The organism is Caldicellulosiruptor diazotrophicus, assembly GCF_017347585.1.
Classification (GTDB): domain Bacteria; phylum Bacillota; class Thermoanaerobacteria; order Caldicellulosiruptorales; family Caldicellulosiruptoraceae; genus Caldicellulosiruptor; species Caldicellulosiruptor diazotrophicus.
Genome location: NZ_AP024480.1, coordinates 48961 through 63833, shown reverse-complemented (window position 1 = coordinate 63833; position 14873 = coordinate 48961). Strand labels below are relative to the sequence as shown.

At 34.2% G+C, this 14873-nt stretch carries 12 protein-coding genes; 1 reads left to right on the top strand and 11 read right to left on the bottom strand.

Annotated elements, in window-relative coordinates:
- Positions 1-66 precede the first annotated feature (66 nt).
- From CaldiYA01_RS00265 to CaldiYA01_RS00220, 10 genes are all read right to left on the bottom strand, one after another.
- A complete protein-coding gene (locus tag CaldiYA01_RS00265; protein WP_207180201.1) occupies positions 67-1608 on the bottom strand; it encodes a response regulator in 1542 nt (513 codons plus the stop codon).
- A 22-nt stretch (positions 1609-1630) separates the two neighbouring features.
- Positions 1631-3457 (bottom strand): sensor histidine kinase, encoded by a 1827-nt coding sequence (locus tag CaldiYA01_RS00260; protein WP_207180200.1) that lies wholly within the window; start codon positions 3455-3457, stop codon positions 1631-1633.
- A 157-nt stretch (positions 3458-3614) separates the two neighbouring features.
- Positions 3615-5195, bottom strand: coding sequence for an extracellular solute-binding protein (locus tag CaldiYA01_RS00255; protein ID WP_408612174.1), 1581 nt, complete (start codon positions 5193-5195; stop codon positions 3615-3617).
- A gap of 128 nt (positions 5196-5323) precedes the next feature.
- On the bottom strand, positions 5324-6208 hold the full coding sequence (locus tag CaldiYA01_RS00250) for a carbohydrate ABC transporter permease (protein ID WP_207180196.1): 885 nt from the start codon (positions 6206-6208) through the stop codon (positions 5324-5326).
- A 41-nt stretch (positions 6209-6249) separates the two neighbouring features.
- A complete protein-coding gene (locus tag CaldiYA01_RS00245; protein ID WP_207180194.1) occupies positions 6250-7206 on the bottom strand; it encodes an ABC transporter permease in 957 nt (318 codons plus the stop codon).
- Between the two features lie 219 nt (positions 7207-7425).
- Positions 7426-8154 carry a hypothetical protein gene (locus CaldiYA01_RS00240; RefSeq protein WP_207182690.1) on the bottom strand — a complete coding sequence of 243 codons (729 nt, stop codon included), beginning with the start codon at positions 8152-8154 and terminating at the stop codon, positions 7426-7428.
- Between the two features lie 23 nt (positions 8155-8177).
- Positions 8178-9476, bottom strand: coding sequence for a two-component system activity regulator YycH (yycH, locus tag CaldiYA01_RS00235; protein ID WP_207180193.1), 1299 nt, complete (start codon positions 9474-9476; stop codon positions 8178-8180).
- Between the two features lie 18 nt (positions 9477-9494).
- Entirely contained in the window at positions 9495-9983 is a 489-nt protein-coding gene (locus CaldiYA01_RS00230; RefSeq protein WP_207180191.1) for a hypothetical protein, read from the bottom strand.
- A 99-nt stretch (positions 9984-10082) separates the two neighbouring features.
- Complete coding sequence (locus tag CaldiYA01_RS00225; RefSeq protein ID WP_207180189.1) at positions 10083-11783, bottom strand: ATP-binding protein; 1701 nt, start codon at positions 11781-11783, stop codon at positions 10083-10085.
- A 23-nt stretch (positions 11784-11806) separates the two neighbouring features.
- Positions 11807-12499, bottom strand: coding sequence for a response regulator (locus CaldiYA01_RS00220; protein WP_207180188.1), 693 nt, complete (start codon positions 12497-12499; stop codon positions 11807-11809).
- A gap of 185 nt (positions 12500-12684) precedes the next feature.
- Here CaldiYA01_RS00220 and CaldiYA01_RS00215 point away from each other — a divergent pair, with 185 nt between their 5' ends.
- A complete protein-coding gene (locus tag CaldiYA01_RS00215; RefSeq protein ID WP_207180186.1) occupies positions 12685-13173 on the top strand; it encodes a hypothetical protein in 489 nt (162 codons plus the stop codon).
- 48 nt (positions 13174-13221) lie between these two features.
- Here the strand turns inward: CaldiYA01_RS00215 and CaldiYA01_RS00210 are convergent, their stop codons facing one another.
- Complete coding sequence (locus CaldiYA01_RS00210; protein ID WP_207180184.1) at positions 13222-14847, bottom strand: CTP synthase; 1626 nt, start codon at positions 14845-14847, stop codon at positions 13222-13224.
- Between the last annotated feature and the right edge of the window lie 26 nt (positions 14848-14873).

Here is a 14873-nt window from a genome sequence, read left to right as displayed (position 1 = left end):
TTTTTAAGTCTTTTATTGTTTGCGGATGCGTGCATATATTATTATTAGTATTTTACAATACACTTTTTATTTTTGTAATCTTTTTTGGGCATCTCTGTATTCATTTGGAGTAATTCCAGTAATGTCTTTAAATATCCTTGCGAAATGTTTAGGATTTTTATAACCAACTTTTTCCGCAATCTCCCATATCTTGAGGTTAGTTTTTACAAGAAGTTCTTTTGCCTTTTCAATTCTTATTTTGTTTAGATAGTCTAAAAAACTCATTCCAGTTTTTTCTTTAAATATTGTAGAAAAATAGTAATAATTCAATGATACATAGTTTGCAACAAGTGCCATATTTATGTCTTTATTATAGTTTTTATTTATATAATCTATAGCCTTATCAATTTCATCTTTAACATTTAATATACCTTTTAGTGAACTTATCATCTTTGTTGAATCAATAACAAATTTTTTTAAATGTCCTACATATTCACTGAAAGTTTGAAAGTTAAATATACAATTTAAATTCTGAAATTCATGAATATCCAATATTTTCTTAGGGATATGATGACAAAACCAGTCTATTACCTTTGTATAAATCTCATTTGTAAGATTAAGTATATCTTCTAATTGAAAATTCAAAATATTTTTTTCAAAAATATTTTCTACAAACCCAATTGCTTCAGCTCGCTTCCCAGCAAGAATAAGTTCTTTAAATTTTTCTATATTTTCACTTATCCTTAATGCTTCATATTTTTTCGCCAATACATTAGAATAAATTTCAGACTGGTTTTGACACAAAAACGCCCATATTGCTGCTTTACTTGCATTTTCATATATGAGTTTAATCTCATCTATCCTTCTCATCTCATTGTAAATCCCGATATATACTTTTTTTCTGTATGTATTTTCAAAAAGACTATTTATCTCTTGAAGTGAAAATAAATTTTTTGTTAGTATCAGCATATCTCTTCTTTGATTGTATATTGTGATAATATAACTATCATTTGGTACTATTTTGTTCAGATTTAGCTTCTGTTCTTCAAAATTAAAATTGTTATCATCCAAATTTGATAATGGAAATAACAAGTATATTCCCAAATATTGTTCGTCAATTTTAATATCAAGGTCATAAAGTCTTTTAGCAAAAGTATTAATATCTATGCCCGAAAAGATAACATTGTTTACCTCAGATTCTATCATTTTCGTGCGCATAAAACGCTGAAAAGACAAAAGTCGTTGACTTTTTTCTTCCTCTTCAATCTCATATATTAATTTTTGAACAAACTCTAAAAGTTCCTTTTTATCAATTGGCTTTAAAAGATATCCCCTCGCACCAAGCTGCATACATTCTTTTGCGTAACTAAATTCATCATATCCACTAATGATTATAATCTTTGGCTTTTGCTTGATGTTCTGTATTTTCTTTAGAACAGTTATTCCATCCATTACTGGTAGTCTAATATCAATAAACAGAATATCATACTTGTCCTTTAAAAGTAAGTCAAGTGCTTCTTTGCCGTTCATTGCCTCAGTTATTTCTAAATTACCAAGATTTCTTTCTAATATTGTGCGTATTCCTTTTCGAATTAACTTCTCATCGTCTACAATCAAAACCCTTCTCATCCTTATCACACCTTTTATGAAATCAAATTGAATTATAAGGAAGTGTTATTGTAACCTTAGTAAATTCTCCCTTCTTGCTTTCAATTTTAAGACCATAATCCTTCCCATAAGCTATTTTTATTCTCTCATTTACATTTTTAAGAGCAATTCCCTGCCCAGAAAAACATTCAATATCTTCTTCTCCATCTATTGCTTGTTGAAGTAATTTCAGTTTTTCTTCTTCAATGCCAAGTCCATCATCAATTACTGAAATGACAATAAATTCCCCAATTTTACTTATATCAATAAATATGCTTCCACCCTCTCCTTTGGGTTCTATTCCATGGTTTATTGCATTTTCAACCACAGGCTGAAGTATAAGTTTTGGTATTTCAAACTCTAATACGCTTTCATCTACATTTGTAGTAAGTTTTATTTGATTGTCATATCTTATGTTCATAAGAGAAATATAATTTTGAATATTTTCAAGTTCTTCTTTAATAGTTACAAACTTTCTTTTCCAGCTCATGTTGTATCTCATCATTTTACCAAGTCTGGTAATAGCATTAGCAACCTCATAGTTTTCAGCGTATTCCGCCATCATTTTGATATTTTCAAGAACGTTATAGATAAAATGGGCATTTATCTGTGACTGCAATGCTTTTATCTGAGCATCTTTTTGTGCAACCTCTCTTCTGACTGTCTCTCCAATGAGAGTTTTAAGTTTTTCAACCATTTTGAGAAAATGCTGAGCAAGTTCATCTATCTCATCATCTCCTTTTATATCTATATGAATATCAAAATTTCCATTTTCTACTGCTCTCATGCTTGTGATAATTTGCTTCAATTTTCTCAAAATTAGTGTTATCAATATAAAAATCAATAATGATGATGCAAATATTAGAATTAACACCTGCCATAACATTTGAAATGTTATTTTATTTATTTTATTGGCAAGGTCATCAAAAAAGATAATTTTAAAAATTTTAATAGATGGTACATTCAGTGAACAAAAAACAAATGCAGCAGGTTTTTTCCCTATTTTTAATCTTACTATTCCTTGATCTTTTTTAAATGTTGTACTTTTTTTAAGGATATTTATTAAATTGATTCTATTTATTTTAAAACGCTTTAAAAGCTCATCAGTGTCTTGGCTAAATATTCTTTCGCCATTTTCTGATTCCACAATTAAAATAGAGTTATTGTTCTGCCTTAAAAGTTCTCCTGCAAAAAACTCGTCCATTTTCATATTAACCTCTATTACACCAATTAAATTCCCCATCAAGTCATTAACCTTTGTATAAAGTGAAACCACCCTTTCTTCATGGTTTAATGGTGGACCAAGAACATCAAGATTATCAAATTTCCAGAGTGTATTTTCAGAATTGTCATTCAAAAAACCTTTCATAAAAGAAAGATTTTTTAATCTATCTATTTGGTATAATGTAGGCCAAACTTCAGGTATGTAATTGTTGTTTGTAAAAAATCTAACACGATTTATATTAAAATTGACATATTGGAGGTATTCAATTTTATCAAGCACATTTATCTTAAATGTGTAAATCTCGTCAATATTTCTCTCTTGGTAGTTTGAAACAAAATCTATAAATTCCTGATTATTAAGAACAAATTGTGTTGCTTTTATGAATTGTTCGACATTTTTTAAAATATCTCCTTTTAATTTGTGAACTTCAAAATTTATGTTATTTATGTATTCCTTTTCTGTCATTAACCTAACTTTATAAAATGCATTTATCTGTAAAACCGAAAGTGGAATTGCAACAACTAAAATATACGTCAAAATTAATTTTTGTCTTACATTTAGTTTAAAGAATTCTTTCAAAAACATTTGAATTTTCTTTAATTTCATTTTAAATTCAACCCTTTGTTCTTTACATTTATAATCTCATTATACCATCAAAAATTGCTAAAACCTTGGTTTAAAAATTATTAATTTTTAAAAAAGGCTGATGGCAACAATTTCCCTTACCATCAGCCCCCTCAAACATTCTATTTAAGTATATTAATTATTTGAGCCCTAACTTCTTTTTATTTTCTTCAAGCTTCTTCTGCATATATGCAAGAACTTTGTCATAACCCACTTGTTTTTTGTAATCAACAAATTCTTTGAATATTTTATCAAATTCTGAGCTTGATTTTGCCATTATAAGTTTTGGCAATACTTGCCCCCACTTGAGTGCAACTTTTCTTGCAATAACACCTTCGGGTGAGTCAGCAGCTGGGTCAAGCCCATCATACTGCGCATAGCTTACAGTCTTGCCGACTGTCCAGTCTGCCATCTGTTGCAGGTATGGTGGCATACCTGGATCCCATTGCGATACATATGGCCAATCACCAAGCATCCAGTAGGTAAGCTCTGCACCATATTTTTTGTCAAATGTTGGTCTGTCTGTCTGCATAAGTTTTACTACCTCTGGCTTGAACTGCTCTTTGCCATTAATAACATCCCATGTTACACCTTTTGGCCCAAGATAGAAATCTTTTTGACCTTCTGGGCTGAGCCAGTAGCTCATAAATCTTATAGCTCTTTTTGGATCTTTGTTGTTCTTTGAAATCATGGTGAGAGTCCAACCTGCAATGCCAGGACCTGCAAGCTTTGGTTTTTCAAGTTTCGAGTTTGCAGGACCATCAACTGCGATATATATCATGTTTGGATTCTTCTTGTATAGCTCTTGCTGCTGAGCAACAAAGTCTGTCCTCTGATAAATCATACTAAAGTATCTGCCTTGGGCAATCTTTTCTTCCATCTGTGCTCTTTTGTCAATAAATACGTCTTTTGCTATTAATCCTCTTCTGTATGCTTCGTTAAATGTTTTGAGCCATCTTATATATTCCGGATTTTCTCTTACATCATAGAGTTTCCCGTTTCTCTCACGTGGAAGTGCTAAAAAATTCCATAAATATGTTTCAAACGAATAACACCCTGTATCTGTGAATTCATGGAACCCGATCGGGATAAGAGGCTGACCATTTACTGTTGGGAATTTCTTCTTAGCATCAGCTAACGCTTTTAAGAATGTGTCTGGTTTCCTCATATCAGGCTTACCAAGAGCTTCGTACATGTCCTTTCTGACTAAGAATGTCTGGTTAGAATATATTTTAAGTTTTGGATTTTTAAAATCATCTGGTGTATAGGAAGCATTTGGATAGCCATAAACATGACCATCTGGCTGTGTGTACCATCCAAGCCTCTGTTTATTTGCAACAGTGAAGAAATATGGGTCATACTTCTTTGCAAGTTCATCCAAAGCATATACAAGTTTTCCTGATATCATTTTTCTTACAGCTTCTTCCCACCAGCCAAGAGTTATAAAGTCTGGTAGTGTATTTGACGCAATCATAACATTTAACTTTTCGTTTTCATTTCCTGCTGGAACAATAAAGTTAATCTTTACACCAGTCTTTTTAGTAACATAATCAGAAACTGCATTTCCACCCCACTTTGTTCCAAACCACGAAAAGTTGATGTACCAGTCAAATGTTATTGGTTTTTTGGCATCTTCCTTCCAACCAGGCTTGACAGAACTTGCTGCTGAACTTACAGCAATAGGAATTATACTTACAACAAAGGCCAACACAAGCAACATAACAAATAATCTTTTAAATTTGTAAACCATACTATCATCAAACCTCCCTACACTTTAATTTATTTTTTATTTGCAAACTGCACACTGTGCAGTTGCCGCCAGGGTGGTATAACCAACTTGAAATACAATTATCCTTTTATTGCACCTATTAAAAGTCCTTTAACAAAATATTTCTGTAAAAACGGGTATACACATACAATTGGCATTGTGGTTATAACCATAGTTGCCATCTTTAACGATTGAGAAGTTACATTTCGTGTTGCAATCCCACCTGGGGCATAAGCAAGCATCTGGTTTGAAGTAACCTGCGCTATTACCTTGTACAAAAATGTCTGGATGGGTTGCAGTTTTGGGTTATTGATAAAAATAACACCCATGAAATAGTCATTCCAGTTATAAACACCAACAAAGAGTGCTATTGTTGCCAAAACTGGTGTTGAAAGTGGTAAAATTATCCTTGTGAATATAACAAAATCATTGGCACCATCGATTTTAGCAGACTCTTCAAGTTCAATTGGAAGTTCTCTGAAAAAGGCCTGAAATATAATGAGATTGTAAAAGTTGAACATTCCAGGTATTACATATACCCAAAATGTATTGTATAGCCCCAAACTTTTAATAAGTAGGAAGTACGGTATAAGACCTCCTCCAAAAAAGAGGGTTACTGTTCCCATTGCCATGTAAATCTTTCTTCCCATAAGCTCTTTTCTTAAGAACGCATATGCAACCATTGAAGTAAAAAATACGTGCAGCGTAGTTGTTATAACAGTTCTTGCTACTGTTACCATAAATGCTGTTGTGATGTCGCTATTGCTAAATACTGTTTTGTAATTATCTAACGTAAACTTGCGCGGCCAAAAATAGATACCGCCAAGCATCGCATCCTTTCCTTCGTTAAATGAATATACTATAATGTACCAAACTGGATATAATGTTAAAAAACAGATAATAATCATAAGTGTGACATTGACTATATTAAACACTCTATCTCCAACTGAAGATTTAATTTTCATAGTTTATTTCCACCTCTTTTTTAAACATACTTTAGATAGATTTAAAATAGTGATTTGTCTGTAAGTTTCTTTGTTAAAGTATTAGCTGTAAGTAATAACATTAGCGCAATTATTGACTTAAAAAGACCAATTGCAGTTGCATATGAGAACCTGAAAGCTTCTATCCCCATTCGATAAACATATATATCAATAACGTCAGAAGCGTCAGCATTAAGTGGATTTCTGAGAACAAAAATCTGGTCAAAGTTGGAGTTCATAAGCCCACTTACTGCCAAAATAAACATAATAGCAATTGTACCAGAGATACACGGTATGGTTATCTTAAACATCTTTGTGAATCTTCCCGCCCCATCAACTGTTGCTGCTTCATAAAGTTCGGGGTCAATTCCAGCAATTGCTGCTAAGTATATTATCGCATTCCAACCAAGCTCTTTCCAAACCTCAGATACAACTGTTATTCCCCAAAAATATTTGGGTTCTGCTAAAAAAGCTATTGGTTGCTTTAGTATTCCTAATTTGGTCAAAATTATATTTATAAGACCTGTTTCAGACAGCCAGTTCATAAGTATTCCACCAAGTACAACCCAAGAGATAAAGTGAGGCAGGTATGATATTGTTTGAACAGTTCTTTTAAATCTCACAGATACAAGTTCATTTAAAAGCACAGCAAACAAAATTGGTAATGGAAATCCTACTAAAAGCTTGAAAAAACTTATACCAACAGTATTTTTGATAATTAGCCAAAACCTTTCATCAGCAAAGAATTCTTTAAAGTTTGCTAACCCAACCCATGGTGACCTATTAAACCCCAGCGTAATATCATATTCTTTAAATGCAATTATGATTCCATACATTGGTATATAGTTAAAAATTATCATCCAAATTACACCGGGTATCGCCATTGCCTGAAGGTATTTTTGTTCATTTAATTTGTGCAAAAATTTTCTAAAACTACTTTTACGGCTTTGCTGCATATTTGGTGAGATAGCTGATTCCATGATACATCGCCTTCCTTCTATTGAGGTTATATTTTTTATATTACATAAACTACAATTTGTTTTTCTGATTTTATTATAAAATGGGGCAAAGTCTATAAAAAAGAGAGCTTTTTTAAGAAGTGGTATCTAAATTTAAGATTTTTGAACAAAAACAAAAAGGCAGAGGCTCAAAAGTTTATAAAGCCCCTGCCCTGCTTCTCTTCTTTATTTCTCATTTACTTACTCCAACATCCCCGTAAATCCGTTTATATAATAAACATTGCCGTCTGCTGTGATTCGCCAGACTGGAATTGCCTGACCATGGATGACGTTGAAATCTTTTAAGTAAAACCCAAACTTTATGTTCTGAATCTCTTTTATTCTTCTTTGCTGGTTCAAAAGGTTAAAAATTGCTTCTAAAGCTGAGATTGCTCTGCTTCGTTTAATCTCAAACCTTCTGGGATTGACTTTTGTAAAGATGTACAAGGTAGAATCCCCCTGTTTTTTTACTGTTAGCTTTCCATCAAAAATAGGATAGCCCTTGTACACCTGCACAAAGCTTCCATCATAGTCTTTTATATAATCGACCCTTTTTATGTCAAAAAGCTCAAACGGGTCTTGATAATATTTAGACTCCAAAAATAGTGTCTGGTTTACGATTTTGAGGTGGTAGATGCTACTTTCAAACTCATTTTGATATCTGTCAACCCTTTTCCCAAAAAGCTTTGTCACAATATTATCATACTTGCTCTCAATGGCAACGCTAAGTTTCGACACATAATAAATCTTTCTATCAATGCTACAAGAGAGTTTTATAGAATTTTGTGAAAGTATACTTTTTGCCATGTTTATTTGCTCAACTGTCAAGCTTTCTTCTTTTGGAAAAAGATTGAGATATTTTATGACAAGAAAAATAAATATCAAGAAGAACACCATAATTGCAATTGTTTTTGCTTTTGCCCAGTTCATCTTCACAAACAAGTCTCCTTTTACTACTTTATTGTCTCAACATATACAACCCCGCTCTGGGTATTTATCTTCCAGTAAGGGTATAAGCTTGCCCCACCCGAAATATATTCAAGGTCTATCTCTTCTATAAAAATATCTCCTTTTCTTTCCTTTATAGTGTCAATTGCTGCAATACCGTCAACCTTTATCTGAGAGGTCCTTACCCTAAGCATGTCAAAAAGATACCCCGAAATTTCTTGTAGCCTTCCACCTCGCACTTCAATCTTAGCACAAAATTCTTCATCTCCTGCAACCACATCAATGCCATTTGCTCTTGTCATAAGATATACCTTAAAATCACCATCGTTTTTAAATTCAACTTTACAAATCCTTAAATCCTCTCCTGTGTAAAATGTTCTCAAGAAAAACATAAGTGCATCAGAAATAGAGTCAACCTTTTCGCCAAAGACACTTTCCGAGTATTCAAAAACAAATCTTCCATCATTCTTTAGCTGAAGAGTTCTTCTTTCATCTGTTATTACCATATCACCATTTTTCAATATATTTTTTCTTGTCAAGATTGTATCTGGAAAAAGTCGTCGCACAATCAGATCTTTTTTGTAGCTACTCTCACTTGTCTTTATCTCAGAAAATTGAACATCTGAAAACTCAACCGGTATCAAAATATCTTTATTGGCAATCTCAGTAAATCCAAGACTGTCTGACCATGAATATACAAGCTTTAGTTCCTTCTCAATCGAATCTTCCAAAGGCATAAAGCCAAATTGGGGAAATTTCATAACAACTGAACTTTGCTTTTGAGAGTTGAAAAAGTAAAGTATCGTATTTTTGTCATTTTCCTCAATAAAAATCATGTTAAACTCAAAACCTTGCGTCTCCCTTCCAATATTTCTTTTTGCCAGTTCATACAAAAAGATATTAAAGTTTATTTTATATCCAAAGTCTAAAATTAAAACTCTTTTTTGTTTAAAAAAGTTGGTAGAAATATTTTTTAAACTTATTTCAAACTCTTTTTTTATAAGCAATTTTTCAATTCCTTCTACAAGTTTTAAAACCACCTGCGAATATTGTTCTTGATTACTTAGCACTCTTACAGCTACATTTTTAGAAATGTTTAAGTACATCTCCTTTGGAGACGCCAGAATTTTCCTTGCCCTTTTCAAAAGTTCCTGATCTGACTGAGAATTCTGATAAATGTCAACTGCTTTTACAATGTCTTCAACCTTGTAGTCAAAATAAACCTTGTAATACAAATAAATGCTGAGTATAACAAGTATACTCAGCACTATGCTTTTTATAACTTCTACTTTACTTTTTCTCATCCACCTTACCCTCTTTTTTTATTTGCCAAGCGAACTTATAAAATTTGATATTGCCTTTTCAACCTTTGCAAGAAAACTCTCTTTTTTTTCGTATGAGACCTTTAGAATGCTCAGCTGAGTGTCACTATCTTTTGTTGCAACAACCAGAATATATGTGGTACCTTCATTTACATTTATCTTTTTAGCAAAATAACCCGACTTACCCACCGTAAACTTTTCAACAAGACCCTGCTGCGAAAATGCCTCTTTCTTGTCCTTTTTTGTATATATACAAATTTGCACACCTTCGGACCCTTTACCAGATAAAACAAATACTGGAGTGCTCAGATCAACATCATACTCTGCTATCTCAACAAGAGAAGATGCAGTTGCTGTCACCTTGCTGCCATCTATCTCAACTGAATTTATATTCTTTGCCTTGGCAGATGTTTTGCTGCTATCTGCTAAAGCCACCGTACCTATTGACAAAATAAGTATCATCGCCAGTACCAGCCCAAGCTTTTTCATTTCAGCCTCACCGTCAAGTTACAATCATCCTACTTACATTATACAATTTTATTATTACAAATTTGTTACAACCGTGTTAAGAGCGCATTACAAAAGATGTTACACACTTCTTTTTACCGGAAGCACAACAGTAAAGGTTGTACCAACCCCTTCTTTGCTATCAACCAAAATTCTCCCGCCGTGTGCCTTTACAATCTCATCAGCAATCGAAAGACCAAGCCCGCTACCGCCAAGGCTTCGCGACCTTGCCTTGTCAACCCTGTAAAACCTTTCAAATATACGCGGAAGATCATCTTCAGGAATTCCTGGCCCGTTGTCCTTTACAGTTATCTTAACATGCTCCTCATTCTTTTCAAGCTTAACCTCTATTTGCCCGCCTTCTTGAACATAGACAATGGCGTTGTTTATAAGATTTATCAGCACCTGTTCAAGCCTGTCTCTATCGGCTGTAATTACCACGTTCTCTTCTGCACAACATAAAAGACTCTGGTTTTTCTTCTTTGCATGAATCCTCATCTTTTCACATACAAACCTTACAAGTTCACTAACATTTATCTCTTCAACCTTTAAAATATTCTCCCCACTGTCAAGTCGAGAAAGATACAAAAGATCAGAAATAAGCCTTGTCATCCTATCACACTCTTTTATGACCACACCCAAAAACTCTCTTTTCACAGCCTCATCATCAACATCCAAAAGAGTTTCAGAATATGTCTTGATGGTTGTGATTGGAGTTCTAAGCTCATGAGACACATCTGCAACAAACTGTTTTCGCATTCTATCAAGTTTTGCCTGCTGAGTTATATCGTGAAGGATAAATATTGTACCAGTACCTTGGTATGAATCTATAAAAGTTGCTGTATTGATCTCAATCGTCCATCCATCAACTTCATATATGTTCTGGGTAAAGTCCTTATTTTTGTCACTTTGAACATGTACTAAAAACCTTTCAACATCACCTTTCAAAAACTTTTTTGCACTCTCATTGATATGAATGATTTCATTTTTAGAGTTTACAGCCAAAACTCCATCCGACATGTTCTGAAGAATTCTTTCAAGCTTTTGCTTTTCAAATTCAAGTTCTGATATATATTTTTTTACATTTGTCGCCATGACCTTAAAAGCACTTGCAAGCTTACCAATCTCATCCTGGCTTGAAATTTCAATCTTCACATCAAGATTTCCTTCTGCCATCTCAAGTGCCTGCTTGGTAAGTTTTCTGAGTGGGTTTGAAAGAGTCTTTGCAAATAGAAAACCAATAAAGAGTGAAAATATCATGGCAACAATATAAGCCATCAGAAGTATGTTTTTGATGTCAGTCACAGTTGCAAGAATATTCTGAACAGATACCTCCAAATACAGTGCCCTTTCTACCGACCTGCCACTTTTTATCGGGAATGCAAAAACCATCGCCTGGTCCTCTACTTCCTGCTTTACAACCTTGTAGCCCGCAAGGCTTGTCAAAATCTCATCTGACGGGAAAAAGCTAATATCCATCCTCGGGAAAGATGCAAGAACCTTCCCTCTGCTATCTGTCACAATAAGTTTTTGAATCATAAACCCGTACTGACTTTCTTTCATCGACTGGTCAACGATAGTTTGGATTTTCTGCTGCGGCAGGTTTTTATCCTCTAAAAGCCTGATGAGTGATGAGTTTACCATAAACTCAATCTTTTTCTGGACATCTTCATAAAAGTAGTTTTTTGTCCTGTCTATGATGAAAAAACTTGATATAAACATAACCATCAAAATTAAAAGTCCAAAAACAAGTATGAGCCTGCTTTCTATGCTTCTTGTCATTGTGTATTTTTTTCCCCTTACCTTTATATGTTCGGATTAAAGTAGTAGCCAATTCCCCTCTTTGTCAAAATAAAAGCTGGTTCTGACGGGTTGTCTTCAATCTTCTCTCTCAGTCTTCTTACAGTAACATCCACAGTTCTGACATCTCCATAATACTCATAGTCCCAAACTTTTTCTAAAAGCTCTTCTCTTGAAAACACCTGACCTTTTTGAGACATCAAAAACTTCAAAAGCTCATATTCTCTTACAGTAAGCTCAATAACTTTGCCGTTTTTTTTCACCTCAAACGTCTCAGGGTTCAAGGTCAAAGCCCCTGCTTTTAACACCTTGCCATCTTGTGTGGAAATCTGGGCTGTCCTTCTCAAATTTGCTCTAATTCTTGCAATAAGTTCTCTTATACCAAACGGTTTTGTTATGTAATCATCCGCCCCAAGCTCCAATCCTAAAACTTTGTCAACTTCATCTGCCTTTGCTGTTATCATTATAATTGGAACATCTGAAAATTCCCGGACTTTTTTGCACACAGAAAACCCGTCAAGTTTAGGAAGCATTACATCCAGAAGTACCATGTCGAAACTTTCATTTTTTATTCTATTTAACGCATCCTCACCGTCATATGATGCTGTTACCTTATATCCTTCCTTTTCTAAATTAAATTTTATAATATCAACAATTGGTTTTTCATCATCAACAACAAGGATATGTGCTTTGGACATGAAACTTAAAATCCCCCTTTTTTTTTAAATGAAATTTTTCAATTTTCCAGTCTGACAATTTAATTATACACTAATTCGATATTTTAATGTATAATTGATTTTGGAGTAATTTCAAAAAGTAAGTCCTTATGATGCTGGAAAAGGAGGGTAAAAGCTCTTAAATTTCCTTTAAGAGCTATGATACTATGGAAAATAGAAACGTTGCATTTGAAATATTTCTTTGGCTTTTGATATACCTTTGCTTTTTTGCAGGTACTAACCTGTTTTCAAACAATGGAATGCTTCTCTTTATCTGGTCGATGATATGTTTAGTTGTGATATTTTTGATAACGATTATTTTAAGATTTTACATAACATCTACTCTGTTGCTTTTACCAGGTTTTGTTATATCATGCATACTTGCTGTTTTGTTTATGTTCAATGTCCAATTTCCAAACTTTATGATGTTACTTTTGCAGGTTTTTTCAATACACCTGATGGGACTTGTAGAGTTTGCAAGAGAATCTTCAAAAATGGTAATTCTTCAGAGACCTCTTTACGTTTATATACATGTGGGACTAAACCTTGTGCTATTTCTAATTCATCTTTTTGTTATATACCTTATTTCAGAACTGCCAAGGCAGCAAAGGCCAAAAACTTTGGACTTTACATACACAAGAAGAAGAGGAAGATAAAGCTATTCTGAGAAACTATCGAAACAAAAAGAGGGGGTCTAAAAGTCTTCATACCCCCTCTTTTTTCGCCTTGTGCTCAAGAGATGCTCTTATAAAATCTGAAAAGATTGGATGAGGTCTTTGCGGGCGCGACTTGAACTCGGGATGAAACTGCACGCCCAAAAACCATGGGTGGTCTTTCAGCTCTATTATCTCAACAAGCCTTCTGTCTGGCGATATTCCTGAAAATACCATGCCGGCTTGCTTGAATTTTTCCTTGAATTCATTATTGAACTCATACCTGTGTCTGTGCCTTTCATATACAAGTTCATCGTTGTAAATTCTGTGAGCAAGAGTGCCTTCCTCAAGCTTGCACGGGTAAAGTCCAAGCCTCATAGTACCGCCTTTTGTGAATATGTCTTTTTGCTCTGGCATGATGTCAATCACAGGGTATGGTGTTGCTTCATCAAACTCTGTTGAGTTAGCTTTTTCAAGTCCAAGTACGTTTCTTGCAAATTCTATCACCGCACACTGCATTCCCAAACATATTCCAAAAAACGGAATTTTATTCTCCCTTGCATATTTTATAGCTGCAATCTTACCTTCAATTCCTCTGTCACCAAATCCGCCCGGTACTAAAATTCCGTCTGCGCTTTTGAGTTTTTCATTAGCATTTTCATAATTAACTTCTTCTGCATTTGTCCACAGAATCTCAACATGGCTATCGTTTGCAATCCCTGCATGTTTTAGTGCCTCTGCAACAGACAAATACGCATCATGAAGCTCAACGTACTTGCCAACAAGGGCAATTGTTACATTCTTTTTAAGATTTTTTTCTTTTTCAACTATCTCAATCCAGTCAGAAAGGTCTGGCTTTGTGCAGGCAAAACCAAGTTTTTCACATATAATCTCACCAAGACCCTCTTTTTCAAGCATGAGAGGCACCTCATACAGGCTTTCTGCATCCAAGTTCTGAATGACATATTCAGGTTTTAAATTGCAAAACAGGGCGATTTTGGCTTTGAGGTCTTGTGAAAGTGGCTTTTCTGTTCTGCAAACAATAATATCAGGCTGAATGCCAATTGACCGAAGCTCTTTTACAGAGTGCTGCGTGGGTTTTGTTTTGAGCTCTCCAGACTTTGAAAGATATGGCACAAGAGTCACATGAACATACAGAACATTTTCTTTTCCAATATCTGTCGCAACCTGTCTTATAGCCTCCAAAAACGGAAGACTTTCAATGTCACCAACAGTCCCACCTATCTCTGTTATAACAACATCTGTGGAGTTGCTTTTGCCAAGCCTGTAGATTCTCTCTTTAATTTCATTTGTAATGTGGGGTATTACCTGAACCGTGCCACCAAGAAAATCGCCACGCCTCTCTCTTTGAATCACAGACCAGTAAATTTTCCCTGTTGTGACATTGCTGTTTTTTGTAAGGTTTTCATCGATGAACCTTTCATAGTGACCAAGATCTAAGTCGGTCTCAGCACCATCATCTGTGACAAAGACCTCTCCGTGCTGATATGGACTCATAGTTCCTGGGTCAACGTTTATATATGGGTCAAACTTTTGCATTGTAACCTTTAAGCCGCGCGCTTTTAAAAGCCTTCCTATTGATGCTGCTGTGATTCCCTTGCCAAGCCCGGACACTACCCCGCCTGTGACAAAGATATATTTTACTTGCTTTTCCATAGTTAAAAACCTCCATGGAAAGAGAT

What these genes read in the sequence shown, in the direction of transcription:
- CaldiYA01_RS00220 (WP_207180188.1), bottom strand. Translation starts at nt 12,499, where the DNA reads ATGTCCAAAGCACATATCCTTGTTGTTGATGATGAAAAACCAATTGTT.
- CaldiYA01_RS00245 (WP_207180194.1), bottom strand. Translation starts at nt 7,206, where the DNA reads ATGGAATCAGCTATCTCACCAAATATGCAGCAAAGCCGTAAAAGTAGT.
- CaldiYA01_RS00230 (WP_207180191.1), bottom strand. Translation starts at nt 9,983, where the DNA reads ATGAAAAAGCTTGGGCTGGTACTGGCGATGATACTTATTTTGTCAATA.
- CaldiYA01_RS00260 (WP_207180200.1), bottom strand. Translation starts at nt 3,457, where the DNA reads ATGAAATTAAAGAAAATTCAAATGTTTTTGAAAGAATTCTTTAAACTA.
- CaldiYA01_RS00255 (WP_408612174.1), bottom strand. Translation starts at nt 5,195, where the DNA reads ATGTTGCTTGTGTTGGCCTTTGTTGTAAGTATAATTCCTATTGCTGTA.
- CaldiYA01_RS00225 (WP_207180189.1), bottom strand. Translation starts at nt 11,783, where the DNA reads ATGACAAGAAGCATAGAAAGCAGGCTCATACTTGTTTTTGGACTTTTA.
- CaldiYA01_RS00250 (WP_207180196.1), bottom strand. Translation starts at nt 6,208, where the DNA reads ATGAAAATTAAATCTTCAGTTGGAGATAGAGTGTTTAATATAGTCAAT.
- CaldiYA01_RS00210 (WP_207180184.1), bottom strand. Translation starts at nt 14,847, where the DNA reads ATGGAAAAGCAAGTAAAATATATCTTTGTCACAGGCGGGGTAGTGTCC.
- CaldiYA01_RS00265 (WP_207180201.1), bottom strand. Translation starts at nt 1,608, where the DNA reads ATGAGAAGGGTTTTGATTGTAGACGATGAGAAGTTAATTCGAAAAGGA.
- yycH (WP_207180193.1), bottom strand. Translation starts at nt 9,476, where the DNA reads ATGAGAAAAAGTAAAGTAGAAGTTATAAAAAGCATAGTGCTGAGTATA.
- CaldiYA01_RS00215 (WP_207180186.1), top strand. Translation starts at nt 12,685, where the DNA reads ATGGAAAATAGAAACGTTGCATTTGAAATATTTCTTTGGCTTTTGATA.
- CaldiYA01_RS00240 (WP_207182690.1), bottom strand. Translation starts at nt 8,154, where the DNA reads ATGAACTGGGCAAAAGCAAAAACAATTGCAATTATGGTGTTCTTCTTG.